The following is an 18,210-nucleotide window of genomic DNA, read 5'->3' as shown; positions in this document are numbered from 1 at the left end:
GCCTTCGTCAGGGCCGAGAGCGATTGGTGGTTAACGGAGGACTGGGGCGACGACTGACGGCTCACCGCGCATCGCCTGCAAGCAAGGGGTCTAGAACGAGCGCCCTTCGGCGTTCCGCCGCAGATCCGCCTCGACCATCATCGTGCAAAGCTGCTCTAGCGTGGTCTTCGGCTCCCAGCCCAGTTTTTCCTTGGCCCGGGCGGGATTGCCAATCAGCAGGTCCACCTCGGCAGGTCGGTAGAACTTGGGATTGACGCGTACCAGCGTCTTGCCGCTCTTGATGTCGATGCCGACTTCGTCCTGTTCCTCGCCCTCGAAGCGCACCTCGTAGCCAGCGGCCTTGAAGGCCATGTCCACGAATTCTCTGACGGTTTCGGTCCGATTGGTGGCAAGCACGAAACTGTCAGCTTCCTTTGCCTGCAGCATCAGCCACATGCCTTCCACGTACTCCTTCGCGAAGCCCCAGTCCCGCTTAGCGCTCAGGTTGCCCAATTCGAGTATATCGAGCTTGTTGAGCTTGATTTTGGCGACCGCGTCGGTGATCTTGCGGGTTACGAACTCTCGGCCGCGCAGGGGGCTTTCATGATTGAACAGGATGCCGCTACAACCGAAGATGTCGTAGCTTTCGCGGTAGTTGATCGTCATCCAGTGCGCGAACAGCTTGGCGACGCCGTAGGGGCTGCGCGGGTAGAAGGGGGTTTCCTCGACCTGAGGGATCGCCTGCACCTTGCCGAACATTTCGGAAGTGGAGGCCTGGTAGAAGCGAATCTTCGAATTGGTCATACGAATCGCTTCAAGCAGGTGCAATGCGCCCATGCCGGTGATTTGCGCCGTGGCGTCGGGCTGGTTGAAGCTGACACCCACGAAACTCTGGGCGGCGAGGTTGTAAACCTCGTCCGGGGCTGCTTCCTTCATCAGCGACATCGAACTGCCGAGATCCGTCAGGTCGTACTCGATCAAGTGCAGATCTGGGTTGTCCTGGATGCCAAGTTCCTCGATGCGCCAGAAGTTAACGGAGCTGGTACGGCGATAGGTTCCATAGACGATGTAGCCCTTGCTAAGGAGCAACTCGGCAAGATAAGCGCCGTCCTGGCCAGTGATGCCCGTGACCACTGCACGTTTTTTCATGAAAGACCCTTTCTTGATTGACCATCGGAGCGGCTCTACCGGCTTCAGTCGGCAAAGCGCAAAGTCCTCGATTTTGCCGCAAAGGATCAGTGGTTCTGAAAGTTGACCCGGCAGCATTCCCCGAAAGGCGTCCGCGCGGGCCCGCGGGCCCGCGGGGCGCCGGCCCGTGAGGCGGTTCCCCCTAAAATCCCAAGCTCCGGTAATCCCGGATTGAGAGGCGGCGTGCGCCACCGGCAAGCGGCCGGTGGAAATTGTGGTTCGCATCCGGCGACTGTCAAGCTGAAATCCATCCCGAATGGGGCCTTTCGATAGCAAACGAAGCGAATGCGGCCGTGGGACGACGCTGCAGGAAGGAGCCGTGGTTGTTCGCAGGCGCTCCGCAAGAATGCGGACGCGCCGGGCGTCAGCGCGACCTCAGCTTGTCGTGCACCGGCATCTGGGAAACTCAACGTGAATCGAACAATGAATCATCCGAAGCCACGCCTTGCGCTGGACATGTACGTGCTGGCACAGGGCGTAAGAACGGGCATCTACCGCGTTTGTGACGAGTTGTTTCCCATCCTGGCGCGTTCGGGGAAGCTGGATACGTGGCTCTTTTATCGTGATGGAGATGAAGCCAGGGCAGCCGGCTATCTGGCACAGAAGCGGCTCCCTGCGCAACGCTTGGCAGGCGATGGTGGACTGCCGTCGGCGTCTGCCGACATTCTGCTATCGCCGTTTGGCGTCGCGCCGTCCCCCTGGCTACTCGATTCGGGAGTACTTCACGCGCATCTGATCTACGACCTGATCGGCGTCCGACGGCCGGAGTTCTTTTCGGTCGAGGCGGCCGCAGAGGTTCGAAACATCGTTGACAGCCTCGACGAACACACGGTGGTGTTCGCCATCTCTGAGTCCACGAAAAAGGACCTCTTGGCGTGCAGGCCGGACCTGAGCCCGAGGCAGGTCACGGTCATCCCGCTGGCAGCGGGGCCGTCTTTCAAGCCTTGCGGCGATGCGAGCCTGAAGCAGGCAGTGCGGTCGAAGTACGGGATCCCGCCGGGCGTTCCGTACGTCCTCAGCCTGGCGACGCTGGAGATACGCAAAAACCTCGACCAGGTTGTCAATGCTTTTGTTCTCCATCTCGAACAAAACGAGTCGAGCCGACTACACCTCGTGCTGTCGGGGATGTCGGGCTGGAAGCTCGAGCAGCTGCAGGAGGCCCTGGCGGCGGCAGACAAGTGGGGCCACCGCATCGTTCTCACCGGCTTTGTCGAGGACGCCGACTTGTCGGCGCTCTACAGCGATGCTCTGTGCTTCGTCTATCTGTCCCGCTATGAAGGCTTCGGATTGCCTCCGCTGGAGGCCATGGCCTGCGGCACGCCGGTGATCTGTGCCGACAATTCCTCGCTCCCGGAGGTCGTAGGCCGGGCGGGCGCGATGGTGGACGCGGACGACGTGGCGGGTGTTGCCCGCACAATTCGTCGGATGGAGGAGTCCGAGGCCTATCGCGCCGAACTCTCCGAGGCCGGCCTGCAGCAGGCTCGCTTGTTCAGTTGGGACCGCTGTGCGGAGATCGTCATCGACACTTTGTGCGCAGCCTACCTGCGCCATGTCGAACGGCCGAACAATCGTCGGCGCCGCGCGTTGTTGCCTGGCGCGCAGGCCGCCAGATACATGCGCTCCGACGGTATCGTCGAAGCCAACTTCATCGACTACCAGAATGGGAGCCACGGCCCGCATTTCCCTCGGCTGGGCGATGCGCCCGCAGCGGCCCGACGTTCCGATTGGCCCCGTTGGACCGATGCTCTTCCCCTCGCATCGGGCTCGACTCGCGTCGAAGGAGGTTTGCGGGCGGGTGGCGTCTTCAAGACCGGGACGCCGGACCGCCCTCTGGTGAGCTACGTCACCGTGGTTCGCAACAACACGAAAACCTTGGCGCGAACGATCGAAAGCGTGCAACGGCAGACGTACGCCAACGTGGAGCACATTGTCCTCGACGGTGCGTCGACCGATGGCACGCTCGACCTGATCCTTCAATACAGCGACCGGCTCGACTATTTCGTCTCGGAGCCGGACAAGGGTCTCTACGATGCCGTCAACAAGGCCATCCCGCTCGCGCGCGGACAACTCATTTGCATCTTGAATTCCGACGACTGGCTCGAGCCGGATGCCGCCGAGATCGCCGTTCATCGCATGGGCGATAGCAGCGGCTGCGCGATGTTGCTGACTGCGGCCAACGTGCAGGGAGCCAATGTGAGCCAAGAATGGTACCCGGCGTTCGTGCACCCAGGCTGCTATTTCATGTGCGCCAACGACTGCCACAACGGAATCTATGCCACCAGAGCAGCCTATCAACGCACGGGTCCGTATGACGTCTCGTACAAGATCGTCGCCGACTTCAAGTGGATCATGACCTGCATGGAGGCCGATGTGACGTTTGTGTACACCCGAGAGGTGACGGTCAACTATTCGCTCGGCGGAACGTCAGGAGACGTTCGGCAGCACAGTGTCGAATGCATGAGAGTGGTCGCAGAGCGCTTCCCATTCCTGTCGCCGACCGACATCACCGGGCTCTATCACTGCTTTTTCTTGTTCGCCGGACTGACCGATCCGCCCAATCCTCCTTCCAATCGAACTGCATTCCTCAGGGATGTGTTCGCAAGGCATTCGGCCAAAACCGAGTTCCTTGATGCGCTAGGCTGGGCGTCGATCGAAAGACTTCAACACCCTGGCGATATCCAGCCCGCTGCCTTGCCTGTCGCCGAGGAGCGCAGGCAGACGGTCAAGGGTGCGGTCAAGGAAGCCGTCAAGGCGTCCCTGCGGCGCCATCCCGGCGCGTACGCGGTGGTCAAAGGACTCTATTCGACGGTTCTGAGAAGGTAGCGCCGTGGCCCGCATCGCTTACCTCGATCATTCGTTCCATCGCACCACCCGATCGACAGCATTTCTGCCGGAGATCCTGCGCCGGCACGGCCATAGCGTCGATCTGTTCTGGGACGATGCGTGGCAAGGTGGCCCGCCGGTAGCGTGGGCGGATGTACGATTGCACGACGTCGTGATCATGTTCCAGTCGTACTGTGCGCCGGATCGTCCGCAATTTCGGCAGTCGCACCCGAACGTCGTATACGTCCCCATGTTGGATCAGTTCGGGCTGTGGCAGGGGCCGATCTATAACCTGTCCGCGTTCTGGGAGCCGTTCCAGGGCTCGAAGGTCCTGAACTTCTCGAACGCCGTCCACTGCATGACGAGCGGGTTCGGCATCGTGAGCCACTTCGTGCGCTACTACCAGCCGGTTATTGCACGGCCTGCACCTGCGCGCCAAGGCCTTCATGGCTTCTTCTGGTTGCGTCGAGAGCCGGAGTTGCCGTGGCGGGTCATCCGTCGATTGATTGGCAACACCGCTTTTGACAGCTTCCACATCCACTTGGCCGTGGATCCGGGCACGCCTGCGCCTGAAGATCCCTTGGCCGAGGACATCGCCAAGCATCACATCACGACCTCGACCTGGTTCGAGGACAAGGCCGATCTCGATGCTTTGATGGAGCGTGCGAACGTCTTCTTCGCGCCCCGGCTGGAGGAGGGCATCGGGCAGTCTTTTTTGGAGGCGATGGGTCGAGGCCAGTGCGTCGTGGCGCCCAACCATGGCACGATGAACGAATACATCATTCCAGGCCTTAACGGCTTACTCTACGAAGCCCGCGATCCGCAGCCGCTGGATTTTTCGACTGCGGAAAAGCTAGGGGCACAGGCCAGGGACGGCGTCGTGGCGGGCCGAGCCGCGTGGGAGAACGCTGAGGCAGATCTGGTCCGCTTTATCCTGACGCCCAGCGAGGCGCTGTATGCCGGAAAGTACCAGCACGCGTTGGGTGAGGCGGAAGTCGGCGCGTCGACTGCTCGGGCATCAGGGGCGCCGCCGCGAGCATCGGCGTCTTCCGGGTTGCGCGGTTTTGCGCAGCGCCACGCGATATTCCGGTCGACCCGGTTCATCTGGCATCCGATGCTCAGGCTAGCCCGGCAACTCTTGGGACGCTGAACTTGGTGCTGCACAACTTTTCAGTGAGAACTCCGATGGAAAAATTGAAGGTATTCGTCGCTGGTCATCGCGGTTTGGTCGGCTCGGCAACGATGCTGGCGTTGAAGAACCACCCGGACTATGAGATCGTGACGCGGACTCATGGCGAACTCGATCTTCAAGACCGCGCCGCCACACGCGCGTTCTTCATGGAACACCGGCCGGACCATGTCGTCATGTGTGCCGCGAAAGTCGGAGGCATCCTGGCCAATTCCAAGCTGCCCGTCGAATTCCTTCACGACAACCTGCGCATCCAATTGAATGTGTTCGATGCCGCGCGCGAGGCTAGGATCGATCGCATGATCTTTCTCGGATCTTCCTGCATCTACCCGCGGGACTGCCCCCAACCCATCAAGGAGGAGTACCTACTGACCGGCCCGCTGGAGGCGACCAATCGTCCCTATGCGTTGGCGAAGATCGCCGGCGTCGAGTCCTGCTGGGCGTCCAATCGGCAGTACGGCACGCGCTATCTCGCGATGATGCCGACCAACATGTACGGGCCGGGCGACAACTACCACCTCGAGCATTCGCATGTGCTGCCGGCCCTGATCAGGCGCTTCCACGAGGCGAAGGTCACGGCGGCGTCGTCGGTAGTTGTCTGGGGCTCCGGCAGACCGCGCCGGGAGTTCATGTACTCGTCCGACCTCGGGGACGCGATCCTTTTCCTTCTTGCATTGCCCGATGAGTGTTTCGCCGCGCTGACTCATCCGGACGTTGCGCCCTTGATCAATGTCGGCGTCGGCGAGGATGTGACGATTCGGGACGTGGCCGAACTTGTCAAGGCGACCGTGGGCTACCAGGGTGAACTCAAGTTCGACGCTACAAAGCCGGATGGAACGCCGCGCAAGCTGTTGGACGTGGGGCGCCTCGCGGCGATAGGATGGACGGCGAAGACCCAACTCGATGTCGGGCTCCGGCACGCCTACGAGGACTTTCTCAAGCGTCATGCCTCATAGCCTGATCCGACGATACGTAAGGCGAATCGCGAAGGGTGCCTGGTGGCTTGTCACACCTTGGCGGATGAGGCAACGCGTGAACTTCTTGCGAGCGCGCGCTGCTACTAAGGCTCGAGCTGCAGAGTTGGCTCGCTTCGTCGCGTGGGAGCAGGCTCGACTTGCATTGCGACAGCGCGGCGCGGACGTGCCTCCCATGGAGACGCTCGACCTGTTCTCCGACGCGGAGGTGATCCGGGTGGTCGACATGCCTGCGAGCCAGTTCCTGTGGCCGCCTGTCGCGCCCGAGGCGGTGGTGGACCGTTGGTCGGCCGCGCGCTTCTGTATCGACCTTTGGCGCGGGCGCAGTGACCTTCGGGCGCGGTTCTTTGCCGGCCTTGCCGGAGGACGTGGGGGTGAACTCGGCGGCTGGCTTCAGCAAGCGGGCGCCGCGGAATTGGGTTTGAGCGAAGCCGCCCTGTCGCACCTTCTTGACGCATTGGAGGGTGGCCTGCCCGATCGGGCAAGACAGACGTTTCTCGCGAACGAAGTCCTCGGATCGGTGCTGCCGCATGGCCTGACGCCCGCTGGGATGAGTGGCCTTTTCCGTTGGTTCATGCGATGCGGGGCGAGCGAAGCGGGGCTGCGTCCGGAGGAGGTCTGGTGGCTGTTCTTGGAAGCCGCGCAAAACCCAGAGCAGGAACTCATGCTGGCCTACTCTTTCACGCCGGCGTGGCAGCGACAGCACCCTGACGGGATGACGGTATTCGGACGCGATGCGTTTGCGTCCTGGTTTGCTGCCGAGTACGGCGCTTCCGACGGGTGGATTGATCCGTCCGGATGGCCGCAGTGGCATGAGCCGGCATCGCAGATTCGAACGACCTATTGGGCTCGAGACGCATGGCGAGCAGCCCAGCCAAATGCGCTCGTAGACCGGCAAAGTGCACGCTCATTGCTGGTCTGGTTGGCGTCACCGGAAGCCGGTCTGTCCGAGTCAGTCCGGAATTGGTGCGGGCGACTCGACCCCCAGGCGATTGGGGACGAACTCATCGGTCTCGGCATCAATGTCATCGGCCACTTCTGCTATCCGTCAGGCCTCAGGGTGTCGGTCGAATCGATGGTCGAGGCGGTACGCCTGGCGGGCGTGTCGACTTCCCTGCGCGACGTGCGCACCGATGCCAAGGACGACCCCCATCACGTGGATTTCCGCGGCATGGAAAGCCATGACGTGACCGTCATCCACACGCAACCTGAACCCTTCTTCGATGAAGCATATCGGCGCGCGAATCTGTACGAGCGCCATCCGCGGACATACCGCGTGGGCTACTGGTACTGGGAGTTCGATTCGATCCCGGACGCATGGGTTGCGCATGCGCGGAACGTGGACGAGGTATGGGCGGCGACGGAGTTCGTGGCGAAGGGCTTACGCGAGAAGCTGTCGGTGCCGGTGCGAACCTTGTTCCCTGGGGTCAAGCTGGCGCCGTACGAACGGCGCCCGAAGAGTTATTTCGGGCTGAGCGAGGGGCCGTACACCTTCCTGTTCACGTTTCACATGATGAGCGTGATGGAGCGCAAGAACCCGCTGGGTTTGATCCGGGCGTTCAAGCTGGCGTTCGGAGAGGAGGAGGGGGTGCGGCTGGTGCTGAAGACCTCGTTCGGCGACCGCCACCCGGCGCAGATCCAGGAGTTGCGCGATGCGGCTGCGGGGGCGAACATCAAGGTGATCGATCAGGTGTACAGCCCTGACGAGGTGCTGTCGCTGATGGACGCGTGCGATGCCTACGTGTCGCTGCATCGCAGCGAGGGCCTGGGCCTGACGATGGCCGAGGCGATGCTGATGGGCAAGCCGGTGATCGCCACCAATTTTTCAGGCAACGTGGACTTCATGGATGAGAGCAACAGCTTGCTGGTGCGTCATGAACTCGTGAAGCTCGGCAAGCCGATCCCGCCGTACGATCCGGATCTGGAATGGGCGCAACCATCGGAGGAGCACGCAGCGCAGTTGATGCGTCGCGTCTATGAAGAGCAGGACTGGGCGCGCGAGGTGGGCGCGCGCGGCAAGGCGAGCGCTGAGACCAACCTGTCGCTTCAAGCGGCCGGCCGGCGCATCGCTGCTCGACTCGACGAGATCAAGGTGCTGCGGCGCGGTTCGCCCTGAACCGGCGCGGCAGGCGCTCAGCGCTCGACGATGCGCCCGTGCTCCAGGTGGATGACCCGGTTGCACTCCTTGGCGATCAATTCGGGCGAGTGAGACGCCAGTACCAGGATGCCTGACTTGGAGACCACGTCCTTCATCCGCTTCTCGGCCTTTTCGGTGAACTCGGCGTCGCCCACTGACAGCCATTCGTCCATCAACAGGATGTCTGCCTCGACGCTGGTCGAGATGGAGAACGCCAGCCGCATCATCATGCCGGTCGAATACGTCCGCACGGGCATGTTGACGTACTCGCCGAGCCCGCTGAACTCGCAGATCTCGGGGGTCAGGGCGTCGATCTTCTTCTTGCTCATCCCCATCACGAGGCCTCGCAGCATGATGTTCTCGATGCCGGTGGCGTCCGCCTCGATGCCCAGCGAGGGGTCGATCAGGCTCGAGATGCTGCCTTGCCTGACGAACTCGCCCGATGATGGCTCGTAGACGCCCGCAAGCGTGCGCAGCAGGGTCGACTTGCCCGCTCCGTTGTGTCCGATCAGGCCCAGCCGGTCGCCGCTCTTGAGTTCGAGGTTGATCCCGCTCAGGGCCTGGACCACGTTGACGCCGGTCTCCTTGCCGAAACGGCCCCCGGTGACGGAAGCGGCGAGCGTCTTCTTGAACGAGGCTGCGCCGGCGCCGTAGATGGGAAAGTTGACGGAGACGTCTTTGAGAGAAATGAGAGCCATGTTTTTCTACAGCCAGTAAACGACGCGGCGGCGGTACTTTGCGAAAAGCAAGCCCGAGGCGGTCACGGTGGCGGCGGTCCACCCCAGGATGCCCCACCAGTTGTGCGTCTCGGCAACGCCGCCCATCAACGGCGTGCGCAGAAGGTCAAGCATCTGCGCGAACGGATTCCAAAGGATGTACTTGGCGCGACCGGGCAGGCTCGATGGCAGCCAGAAGACGGGCGTCAGGAACATGAGCATCTGCATCACGCTCGTGACGATCTGTGTCACGTCACGAAATCGCGTGCACACCAGGCCGAGTGCGATGCCCACCGCCTGAGCGTTGATCAGAACGAGCAAGAATGCTGGGACGAACAGCAGTGAAGACCAGGATAGCGAAATGCCGGCCCAGAGCGCCACGGGGATGTACAGCACGATCTGGTGAGCGAACTGGATCAGGTTGCGCGCCATGCTTCGCCAGACGAAGAGACTGATCGGAAAGTAGCCCTGCTTGAGATAGTTCGACGATCCGATGAAGGCGTTGCAGGAGTCGGTCACCATGCTGGAGAAAAAGCTCCAGAAGATGATGCCGAGCGCCAGATGCGGAAAGAACGTTGACAATTCGGTGCCGAACAGCGAACTGTAGAGCGGCCCCATGCCGCCGATCATCGCGCCCATGCTGAGCGTCAGCCAAAGGGGGCCCAACATCGAGCGCCGGTAGCGCAGGACGATGTCGAACCAAGCGAGAGTCCACCAGATGTCAGTGCGGCGCGTACCTTCCCACCAGTCGCCCCACGCGCTGCGATGCAAGTTCGAATGCGCCTGGCTCATACGCGCCCGTAAGTGTCGGCCAGTCGCACGATGTCGTCTTCACCCAGGTAGGCTCCGCATTGCACTTCGATGAGTACAAGTTCGTCTTCGCCGATATTGGTCAAACGATGTTTCTCCTTCAATGGGATGTAGCGGTATTCGCCCGGGTGTGTTTGATGCTCGACGTCGCCGACCTGGACCAATGCCGTGCCGCGCACCACCACCCAGTGTTCGGCCCGCTGATGGTGGTATTGCAGCGAAAGCGACTCGCCAGGCTTCACCGTGATGCGCTTGACCTTGTAGCCGTCTTCTTCCTTGAGCGAGGCATAGGTGCCCCAGGGCCGATGAACCACGGCGGGCAGATGCACCGTTTCGTGTTCGCGGGCCTTCAGTATGTCGACGACGCTCTTGACCGACTGCGCGCTGTCCTTGTGCGCCACCAGCAGTGCATCCGGCGTGTCGACGATCACGAGATCGTGAACGCCCAGCGTGGCCACCACTTTCGGGCTATGGCTGGAGACCTGCACGTGAGTGCCCGTGGTGTCGATGGCGACGACGTCTGGCGGCATGGTGTTGCCGCTGGCATCGGGCGTCTGGGCCTTGGCAACCGATGGCCACGAACCAACATCGCTCCAGCCGAACTTGGCAGGCACTACGTGAACATTGTCGGCGCGCTCCATCACGGCATAGTCGATGCTGATATCGGGCTGCAATCCGAAAGCGTGCAATTCGAACTGGACTGTCTGGCCCACCAGCTGCGACGATTCGAGCGCACCGCGCGCGGCGGTCAGCAACTGGGGCGCATGGCGCTCAAAGGCCGAGAGGATGGCATCCGCGGTGAAGCAGAACATGCCGCTGTTCCAATAGTAGCGCCCGGTCGCAAGGTATTCCTGTGCGGTCTCCAGGTCCGGCTTCTCCACGAATCGCGTGGCTCGCTGGCTTTCGCGCGACACATGCTCTACCTCGATATAGCCGAAACCGGTGTCCGGACTGGTCGGGCTGATGCCGAAGACCACCAGGGCTCCCTGTTCGGCCAGCCTGAAGGCCTGGCTGGCGCTGGCAACGAAAGCCTCGACGTCGGGTACCAAGTGGTCCGCCGACAGGACCAGCATGACAGTGTCGCCGCCGAACTGTCGGGCGCACTGTAGCGCCGCCAGTGCGATCGCAGGCCCGGTATTGCGACCCTTGGGCTCGAGCAGCAACGTGGCTTCGGGCGGGTCGACCATCTGCGCTAAGACGTCCTTGGTGAGAAACAGGTGGTCCTTGTTGGTGACGACCAGCAGGTCGCCGGTACCGCAGGCCTGCCCTCGTTCAATCGCTTGCTGAAGCAGCGTCGAACCCCCGAGCTTCATGAATGGCTTCGGAAAGGCCTGGCGTGAAGCGGGCCACAGGCGGGAGCCTGCGCCTCCCGAGAGCACAACTGAAAGCAAGCGCATTTTTTTCCTGATATCTGGACGGGCGATAATTTTACCGGTCCGACTCCAGCCGGCCTCGGAGACCGGGGCCACGGGGCCTCGGCTTGTCACCGATCCATGCCGAAGTTCACGAACGATGTTTACAAAGCCCACCCTGCCGACGACGCATCCGCCGAGCCGCCCCCGCCCGCGCAGCGTCGACGAGGAGAAGGCCAAACTTCACCGGCAGGTTCGACTTTTGACCTCGGAAGTCACGGGGCTCGAGGAACAGCTCCAGGCCATGCGTCAGTCGACCAGTTGGCGGTTCTCGGCGCCCTTGCGCTGGCTGAGCCGGCAACTGGGGCGGAAGCCGGCGCCGAGCCCGGCCGCCTTGAGAAGGGACCAGAGTTACGCCGAGTGGATTCGTCTGTATGACTCACCGGACCCCGGGATGCAGGATCGCTTCTGCGTCCGCAGGGCTGGCCATGTCGTACGGCCTTCGCTTTCGATCGTGCTTGCGGCGAGTATCGATGAAGTGCCCTTGCTGGCGCCGTCGATCGGCGCCATCCTGGCCCAGGACCATGCGGATTGGGACATCGTTGTCGCCGTCCCGGCAGGCGCACGGGCCGAGGTGGAGGGCCTTCTTGCCCGGGACGTCCGCGCGGCGGTTCGCACTACGGTGCGTTCCAGCGCCGTTCCGGCTTCGAAGGCCAACGCGTTCAACGATGCACTGGCGTGGGTCAAGAGTGATTGGGTGCTGTTCCTGGATCCGGGCGACGCCTTGTCGAGTTGCGCGCTGAGCCATTTCGCCCTCGAGATCGTTGGCCGGAGCGGGGCGGGGATCATCTATTGCGACGATGACGGCCTCGATATCGGTGGCAACCGAGTGGATCCCCGCTTCAAGCCGGACTGGAATCTCGACCTCTTCTATTCGCAGCACTACGTCTCGCACACGGCCGCCTACTCGATGGCGTTGCTGAGGGAGGTCGGTGGGTTTCGCGAAGAATTCGGCGAAGGTGCCGGCTACGACCTGATGCTCAGGTGCGTCGAGCGTTTGAGCCCGGGCCAGATTCACCGGGTTCCTCGCATCCTATGGCACACGCGAACTGCGCCCGCATCGACCGATCGCAGGGAAGCGATGGTGGCTGAGTCGCGGGCGCTGGACCAGCACCTGGAGCGCCGCGGCATCGCGGCGCGCGTAACGGAAGCTGATGGCGTGAGGCGGGTGCAATACGCGCTTCCTGCCGAACTGCCCTTGGTCACGCTGATCATTCCGACGCGCAACGGCCTGGCGCTGCTTCGACAGTGCATCGAGAGCATCGTCATGCTCTCGACCTACCCCAACTACGAGATCCTGTTGGTCGACAATGGCTCGGACGAACCGGATGCGTTGGCCTACATGGCGGAACTCGATCGGCAATCGGGAATTCGCGTCATTCGGGACGACCGGCCCTTTAACTATTCGGCTCTGAACAACATGGCGGCAGGCCATGCGCGCGGCACCGTGCTGGGCCTGATCAACAACGACATCGAAGTCATTTCGCCAGGTTGGCTCGAAGAAATGGTGTCCCTGGCGATGCAGCCTGGCGTCGGTGCCGTGGGTGCCAAATTGCTGTATCCGGACGAGACCGTCCAGCATGGCGGCGTATTGCTGGGTGTCGGCGGCGCCACAGGCGTGGCGGGCCACGCAAACAAGTTCCTGCCGGCGACGGAAGCTGGTTACATGCGGCGGGGCGCGTCGGTGCAGTCATTCTCCGCAGTGACCGCGGCCTGTCTGGTGGTTCGCAAATCGCTGTACGAACAGGTGGGCGGGCTCAATGAAGTTGACCTGAAGATCGCCTACAACGACGTCGACTTCTGCCTTCGGCTTCGCGAAGCCGGCTATCGCAACGTCTGGACACCCCACGCGGAACTGTTCCACCACGAATCGGCGACGCGAGGGTCCGATTTCTCGCCGTCGAAACGCCAGCGTTTCGACCAGGAGCAGGACTACATGCGCTCGAAATGGCGCGAACTGATCGCCGACGATCCGGCCTACAACCCCAATCTCACGGTGTACGCAGAGGATTTCGGCCTGGCCTGGCCGCCTCGCGTGCGCTGGATCACCGGCGCCGCAGCCCCATGACCCTCTCCGTCTCCGTCGCCCTCTGCACCTACAACGGCGCCCGCTACATCGGCGAGCAGGTCCGCAGCATCTGCCTCCAGACCTTGCCGCCCTCGGAGATCGTCCTGTCCGACGACGCCTCCACCGACGGCTGCGTCGAACTGGCGCAGGCCGCCCTGGAGACCTGCCAGCGCGAGCGTCCGGGCCTGTCGATCCGCTTCAGGGCGATGCGCAACGCCAAGGCCCTCCGCGTCACCAAGAATTTCGAGCAGGCCGCCAGCGCCTGCACCGGCGACCTGATCGCCCTCAGCGACCAGGACGACGTCTGGCATCCCGAGCGCCTGGCCCGGATGGTGGCCGAGTTCGAGGCGCGCCCGGATCTGCTGCTGCTTCACACCGATGCCCGCCTGGTCGATGGATCGCTCGAGCCGCTCGGCAACACGCTGTTCCACGCGCTGGAGGTCAAGCCCTTCGAGCGCGCCTGGATCCATGGCGGCCGCGCCTTCGACGTCTTCCTGCGGCGCAACCTCGTGACCGGCGCGACGACCCTGTTCCGGCGCTCCCTGCTGGTCCAGGCCCTGCCTTTCCCCAAGGAGTGGCTGCACGACGAGTGGCTGGGCATCGTCGCCGCCGCGATCGGCCGGGTCGACGTGCTCGAACAGGAACTGATCGACTACCGCCAGCACGAAAGCAACCAGATCGGCGCCCGCCGCGACAGCTTCATGGGCAAGGTCCGCAAGGCCCTGGCGTCCCGTGGCACGACCCACCAGGAACGCGCGCGGAAGGCCGAACTGCTGCTCGAACGGCTGCAGTCGCTGGGCGACCAGGTGGCTGCGGATACCATCCAGAAGCTGCGCGACAAGCTCGAACACCAGCGTTTCCGGGCCGCGCTGCCGGCGTCGCGCCTGGCACGCTGCGTGCCGGTGCTGCGCGAAGCCATGACCGGCCGCTACGAGAAGTTCGGCCGCGGCGCGCGCGGCGTCGTGCGCGACCTGTTCGAATCCGTCTGAGACCGCCCCGCTGAATCACAAGCCACGCTGAATGCCCGCCAACAACGATTCCCCCGCTGCCGCCAAGCCCACCGTCGTCGTCGTCATCCCGTTCTACAACGGCGCCGACTTCATCGAGCGGGCCGTCAAGAGCGTCTTCAACCAGACGGTGCCCGCCGATGAGGTGTTCGTCGTCAACGACGGCTCGCGCCCGGAAGAGCGGGAAGCGCTGGGAGCGCTGGCCGAGCGCTATCCGTTCCGGATCATCGACAAGGAGAACGGCGGCCAGGGCTCGGCGCGCAACGCGGGCGTGGCGGCCTCGCATTCGGACTACATCTGCTTCCTGGATCAGGACGATTTCTATCTTCCGAACCACATCGAGCTCCTCGCCAACGCCATCCCCGGGGACGACGCGCGCTTCGGCTTCGTCTACGCGGATCTCTACGAGGCGGATGTCGACGGCAACGTGGTGCGCACCGAACTCGTCAAGCAGCACTCGAAGGACCATCCCAAGACCAGCATCTTCGACATCCTGCGCTACGACATGTTCGTGCTGCCGTCGGCGACGCTGGTCAGCCGCGCGGCCTTCGACGCCGTGCAGGGCTTCGATCCGCAGTTCATGGGTTTCGAGGACGACGACCTGTTCCTGCGGATCTTCCGCAAGGGCTACAGCAACCATTTCCTCGACCGCGCGGTCACGGTCTGGTGCATCCACACCGAGAGCACCTCGTTCGGCATCCGCATGATCCGCAGCCGCTACCGCTTCTTCCTGAAGCTCGCCGCGCTGTTTCCGGACGAACCGAAGCGCAATCGGTACTACCTGCGCGACTACCTGATGCCGCGCTTCGGCAAGCTGTTCGTCGATCACGCGATCCAGGCCATCAAGCTCGACAACGAGTACCGCGAAGAGATGTTCGCCCACCTCGACGACTTCGCCCGGATGGTCCTGACCAACCCCTACGTCGGCGTCAAGGCCAAGACCAGGCTGCGGCTGACCCGCTTCCTGCTCTCCCACAGCACCCCCGGCATGGTCCGCGCCATCGGCGCCGCCACCAAGCTGCCCCTGATCCGCGGCTTCCGCCGGCTCTACCGCACCGAGGCCTGAGCCTTGCGCAGGGCGCCGCGGAAGCGCCAGAACGCGGCCGAACTCCACACCTTCAGCAGGCTGGTCACGTGCCAGTACAGGTGCCGGTGGCTGGTGCGGCTGGCGCGTTGGGCGTCGTGCCGGGCCAGCAGGTCTTCCGCCACCTGAAGCTTCCAGCCGGCGAGCTGGGTGCGGGCGCAGATGTCGAAATCTTCCCCGTACATGAAGAAGCGCTCGTCGAAGCCGCCGATCTCGCGGTAGGCGTCGCTGCGGAACAGCATGAACAGCCCCGGGATCCAGTGCGGCACCGCGGGGCGCTGGTAGCCGGGCCGCCGGCGCACCAGGATCTCGTGCGGCGTGATGATCGCCCGGTGCTGCTCCGGCTCGTCCTTGCCGGGTTCGAGGATGCGCGGCGTCAGCAGGCCGCTGTCCGGCCGCGCCTGGGCGACCAGCGGCGCCAGGATGTCGCGATCGAAGCGGATGTCCGGGTTCAGCACCAAAAACCACGGCGTCGCGCAGTGGCCGAAGGCCTGGTTGTGGTTGGCGCCGAAGCCCATCGGGGCCGGATTCTCGATCCGCTCCACCTCGAAGCCCCAGTGCAGGCCCGCCAGCGCATCGGTCTCGGGAACGTTGATCGTCAGCACCACCTTGGCGACCATGCCGCGGCTGAAGCGGTCGAGTTCCTTCATCAGGGGGCGCACCAGGTCGAGCTGGCCGTGGCTCACGATCGACACCGTGATGGAGGCAGGGGAAGAGGGGGGCATCGGCATGGTCTAATTTCGTCCGGGAATTCTAGGGTTCCCCAACACCACCCATGATTGCCCTGATCGTCATCAGCTTCCTCTTCTCCGCCTTCGCGGTGCAGCTGTTCATGCGCCGTGCCCGCCGGCATGCACGTCGCTACGGCGCCGACATGCCGCAGCGCTTCCACAAGGGGCACGTGCCGCGGCTGGGCGGGGCCGGCATCTTCATCGGCACCGGCGTCGCCTGGCTGGTCGCGGGCATCGGGTCGGACCCGTTCAATGTCTCCTGGCCGCTCAAGAGCTCGGCGCTGACGCTGCTGTGCATCGCGCCGGCCGTGCTCGGCGGCATCATCGAGGACGTGACCCAGCAGGTGTCGGTGCGCTACCGGCTCAGCCTGACCATCGGCTCGGCGCTGCTGCTGTGCTGGGTGCTGAACCTGGGCCTCGCGCGGGTCGGCATCCCGGCCGTCGACGGCTGGCTGCAGGCCATGCCCTATGCCGCGATCGTGTTCGCCGCCCTGGCCATCGGCGGCCTGCCGCATGCCTTCAACATCATCGACGGCTACAACGGCCTGGCCGGCACGGTGGCGGTGCTGGTCTGCCTGGCGATTTCGCACGTGGCGCTGCAGGTCGGCGACCGGCAGCTCGCCGCCATGGTGATCTGCCTGGTCGGTGCCACGCTCGGCTTCCTGATCTGGAACTACCCGCGCGGCAAGATCTTCGCCGGCGACGGCGGCGCCTATGTCTGGGGCATGGTCATCGCCATCGCCGCCGTCACGCTGGTGCAGCGGCACCGCGTGGTCTCGCCCTGGTTCCCGATGCTGCTGCTGATCTACCCGGTCTGGGAGACGCTGTTCTCGATCTACCGCAAGGTGGCGCGCGGCCAGTCGCCGGGCACGGCGGACGCGCTGCACTTCCACCAGCTGATCTTCCGCCGCATCGTGCGCGTGGCCTTCGCCGACGACGAGGCCCGGCAGCTGCTGGCGCGCAACAACCGCACCTCGCCGTACCTGTGGATCTTCGCGGCGCTGACCGTGGTGCCGGCGGTGCTGTTCTGGAACAACACGCTGGTGCTGATCGCCTTCTGCGTCCTGTTCGTGGCCACTTACGTCGCCGCCTACCTGATGATCGTCCGGTTCAAGGTGCCGCGCTGGCTGCGGCCGTAACCTCGGCGTCGCCGAGTTCCGCCACAATCCGGAAATTCGTCTTTTCCATCGCTCGCCATGACTGACCCCGTCCTCAACATCCCTCCGCGCGACAAGGCCGAGATCCTGGCCCAGGCGCTGCCCTACATCCGCAAGTTCCACGGCAAGACCATCGTCATCAAGTACGGCGGCAATGCCATGACCGACCCCGAGCTGCAGGCCGACTTCGCCGAGGACGTGGTGCTGCTCAAGCTGGTCGGCATGAACCCGGTGGTGGTGCATGGCGGCGGCCCGCAGATCGAGGCGGCGCTCAAGAAGCTCGGCAAGACCGGCCACTTCATCCAGGGCATGCGCGTGACCGACTCCGAGACCATGGAAGTGGTCGAGTGGGTGCTCGCCGGCGAGGTTCAGCAGGACATCGTGGGCCTGATCAACCAGGCCGGCGGCAAGGCGGTGGGCCTGACGGGGCGCGACGGCGGACTGATCCGGGCCCAGAAGCTCAAGATGGCCGACCGCAACGATCCCAACCTCGAGCACGACGTCGGGCAGGTCGGCGACATCGTCTCGATCGACCCGAGCGTGGTCAAGGCGCTGCAGGACGACGCCTTCATCCCCGTGGTGAGCCCGATCGGCTTCGGCGAGAACAACGAGAGCTACAACATCAACGCCGATGTCGTGGCCGGCAAGCTGGCCACCGTGCTGCAGGCCGAAAAGCTCATGATGCTGACCAACACCCCCGGCGTGCTCGACAAGAACGGCACGCTGCTGACCGACCTGAGCGCCCGCGAAATCGACGAGCTGTTCGCCGACGGCACCATCTCCGGCGGCATGCTGCCGAAGATCGAGGGCGCGCTCGACGCCGCCAAGAGCGGCGTCAACGCGGTCCACATCATCGACGGCCGCGTGCCGCACGCGATGCTGCTGGAAATCCTCACCGACCAGGCCTACGGCACGATGATCCGCGCCCGCTGAGG

14 protein-coding genes are annotated in these 18,210 nt (G+C 63.7%); 9 read left to right on the top strand and 5 right to left on the bottom strand.

What is annotated here, in order from left to right; all coding sequences use genetic code 11:
• Positions 1 to 90 precede the first annotated feature (90 nt).
• Positions 91 to 1,128: a GDP-mannose 4,6-dehydratase gene (gene gmd / locus AC1DF3_RS16300; RefSeq protein WP_478140197.1), complete on the bottom strand. Its 1,038-nt coding sequence runs from the start codon at positions 1,126 to 1,128 to the stop codon at positions 91 to 93.
• A 462-nt stretch (positions 1,129 to 1,590) separates the two neighbouring features.
• Between gmd and AC1DF3_RS16295 the strand changes: the two genes are divergently transcribed.
• The 4 genes from AC1DF3_RS16295 to AC1DF3_RS16280 all read left to right on the top strand — a co-directional run bounded on the left by AC1DF3_RS16295 (position 1,591) and on the right by AC1DF3_RS16280 (position 8,269).
• A complete protein-coding gene (locus AC1DF3_RS16295; protein WP_478140196.1) occupies positions 1,591 to 3,990 on the top strand; it encodes a glycosyltransferase in 2,400 nt (799 codons plus the stop codon).
• A 4-nt stretch (positions 3,991 to 3,994) separates the two neighbouring features.
• Positions 3,995 to 5,140: a glycosyltransferase gene (locus AC1DF3_RS16290; protein ID WP_478140195.1), complete on the top strand. Its 1,146-nt coding sequence runs from the start codon at positions 3,995 to 3,997 to the stop codon at positions 5,138 to 5,140.
• Positions 5,141 to 5,175: 35 nt separating this feature from the next.
• The gene (locus AC1DF3_RS16285) at positions 5,176 to 6,135 is read left to right on the top strand and encodes a GDP-L-fucose synthase family protein (RefSeq protein WP_478140194.1); all 960 of its coding nucleotides are present in this window, start codon (positions 5,176 to 5,178) and stop codon (positions 6,133 to 6,135) included.
• A 193-nt stretch (positions 6,136 to 6,328) separates the two neighbouring features.
• Positions 6,329 to 8,269, top strand: coding sequence for a glycosyltransferase family 4 protein (locus AC1DF3_RS16280; protein ID WP_478140193.1), 1,941 nt, complete (start codon positions 6,329 to 6,331; stop codon positions 8,267 to 8,269).
• A 17-nt stretch (positions 8,270 to 8,286) separates the two neighbouring features.
• On the opposite strand, the gene AC1DF3_RS16275 is transcribed toward AC1DF3_RS16280, so the two are convergent.
• From AC1DF3_RS16275 to AC1DF3_RS16265, 3 genes are read right to left on the bottom strand one after another with little or no spacing between them, the layout of a single operon-like run.
• On the bottom strand, positions 8,287 to 8,988 hold the full coding sequence (locus tag AC1DF3_RS16275) for an ABC transporter ATP-binding protein (RefSeq protein ID WP_478140192.1): 702 nt from the start codon (positions 8,986 to 8,988) through the stop codon (positions 8,287 to 8,289).
• Positions 8,989 to 8,994: 6 nt separating this feature from the next.
• Positions 8,995 to 9,798 carry an ABC transporter permease gene (locus AC1DF3_RS16270; RefSeq protein WP_478140191.1) on the bottom strand — a complete coding sequence of 268 codons (804 nt, stop codon included), beginning with the start codon at positions 9,796 to 9,798 and terminating at the stop codon, positions 8,995 to 8,997.
• Entirely contained in the window at positions 9,795 to 11,213 is a 1,419-nt protein-coding gene (locus tag AC1DF3_RS16265; protein WP_478140250.1) for a mannose-1-phosphate guanylyltransferase/mannose-6-phosphate isomerase, read from the bottom strand. The genes AC1DF3_RS16270 and AC1DF3_RS16265 overlap by 4 nt, the downstream gene beginning before the upstream one ends.
• A gap of 115 nt (positions 11,214 to 11,328) precedes the next feature.
• Here AC1DF3_RS16265 and AC1DF3_RS16260 point away from each other — a divergent pair, with 115 nt between their 5' ends.
• Genes AC1DF3_RS16260 through AC1DF3_RS16250 form a run of 3 tightly spaced genes read left to right on the top strand, consistent with a single transcriptional unit; the run spans position 11,329 to position 15,369 of the window.
• Complete coding sequence (locus AC1DF3_RS16260; protein WP_478140190.1) at positions 11,329 to 13,296, top strand: glycosyltransferase family 2 protein; 1,968 nt, start codon at positions 11,329 to 11,331, stop codon at positions 13,294 to 13,296.
• On the top strand, positions 13,293 to 14,285 hold the full coding sequence (locus tag AC1DF3_RS16255; protein WP_478140189.1) for a glycosyltransferase family 2 protein: 993 nt from the start codon (positions 13,293 to 13,295) through the stop codon (positions 14,283 to 14,285). Before AC1DF3_RS16260 ends, AC1DF3_RS16255 begins: the two co-directional genes overlap by 4 nt.
• A gap of 31 nt (positions 14,286 to 14,316) precedes the next feature.
• On the top strand, positions 14,317 to 15,369 hold the full coding sequence (locus AC1DF3_RS16250) for a glycosyltransferase family 2 protein (RefSeq protein WP_478140188.1): 1,053 nt from the start codon (positions 14,317 to 14,319) through the stop codon (positions 15,367 to 15,369).
• Here AC1DF3_RS16250 and AC1DF3_RS16245 read toward each other — a convergent pair.
• Positions 15,351 to 16,118: a glycosyltransferase family 2 protein gene (locus AC1DF3_RS16245; protein ID WP_478140187.1), complete on the bottom strand. Its 768-nt coding sequence runs from the start codon at positions 16,116 to 16,118 to the stop codon at positions 15,351 to 15,353. The two genes, AC1DF3_RS16250 and AC1DF3_RS16245, sit on opposite strands and share 19 nt — an antisense overlap.
• A gap of 44 nt (positions 16,119 to 16,162) precedes the next feature.
• Between AC1DF3_RS16245 and AC1DF3_RS16240 the strand changes: the two genes are divergently transcribed.
• Positions 16,163 to 17,257, top strand: coding sequence for a glycosyltransferase family 4 protein (locus AC1DF3_RS16240; RefSeq protein WP_286522159.1), 1,095 nt, complete (start codon positions 16,163 to 16,165; stop codon positions 17,255 to 17,257).
• Between the two features lie 57 nt (positions 17,258 to 17,314).
• Entirely contained in the window at positions 17,315 to 18,208 is an 894-nt protein-coding gene (gene argB / locus AC1DF3_RS16235) for an acetylglutamate kinase (protein ID WP_286522163.1), read from the top strand.
• Positions 18,209 to 18,210: the final 2 nt, after the last annotated feature.

The organism is Variovorax sp. 10N432, assembly GCF_056394465.1.
Note: the sequence above shows the minus strand (reverse complement) of the source record. Positions and strands in the feature narration are given on the sequence as shown.

What these genes read in the sequence shown, in the direction of transcription:
- AC1DF3_RS16240 (WP_286522159.1), top strand. Translation starts at nt 16,163, where the DNA reads ATGATTGCCCTGATCGTCATCAGCTTCCTCTTCTCCGCCTTCGCGGTG.
- AC1DF3_RS16255 (WP_478140189.1), top strand. Translation starts at nt 13,293, where the DNA reads ATGACCCTCTCCGTCTCCGTCGCCCTCTGCACCTACAACGGCGCCCGC.
- AC1DF3_RS16280 (WP_478140193.1), top strand. Translation starts at nt 6,329, where the DNA reads ATGGAGACGCTCGACCTGTTCTCCGACGCGGAGGTGATCCGGGTGGTC.
- gmd (WP_478140197.1), bottom strand. Translation starts at nt 1,128, where the DNA reads ATGAAAAAACGTGCAGTGGTCACGGGCATCACTGGCCAGGACGGCGCT.
- argB (WP_286522163.1), top strand. Translation starts at nt 17,315, where the DNA reads ATGACTGACCCCGTCCTCAACATCCCTCCGCGCGACAAGGCCGAGATC.
- AC1DF3_RS16250 (WP_478140188.1), top strand. Translation starts at nt 14,317, where the DNA reads ATGCCCGCCAACAACGATTCCCCCGCTGCCGCCAAGCCCACCGTCGTC.
- AC1DF3_RS16245 (WP_478140187.1), bottom strand. Translation starts at nt 16,118, where the DNA reads ATGCCGATGCCCCCCTCTTCCCCTGCCTCCATCACGGTGTCGATCGTG.
- AC1DF3_RS16285 (WP_478140194.1), top strand. Translation starts at nt 5,176, where the DNA reads ATGGAAAAATTGAAGGTATTCGTCGCTGGTCATCGCGGTTTGGTCGGC.
- AC1DF3_RS16275 (WP_478140192.1), bottom strand. Translation starts at nt 8,988, where the DNA reads ATGGCTCTCATTTCTCTCAAAGACGTCTCCGTCAACTTTCCCATCTAC.
- AC1DF3_RS16260 (WP_478140190.1), top strand. Translation starts at nt 11,329, where the DNA reads ATGTTTACAAAGCCCACCCTGCCGACGACGCATCCGCCGAGCCGCCCC.
- AC1DF3_RS16265 (WP_478140250.1), bottom strand. Translation starts at nt 11,213, where the DNA reads ATGCGCTTGCTTTCAGTTGTGCTCTCGGGAGGCGCAGGCTCCCGCCTG.
- AC1DF3_RS16295 (WP_478140196.1), top strand. Translation starts at nt 1,591, where the DNA reads ATGAATCATCCGAAGCCACGCCTTGCGCTGGACATGTACGTGCTGGCA.
- AC1DF3_RS16270 (WP_478140191.1), bottom strand. Translation starts at nt 9,798, where the DNA reads ATGAGCCAGGCGCATTCGAACTTGCATCGCAGCGCGTGGGGCGACTGG.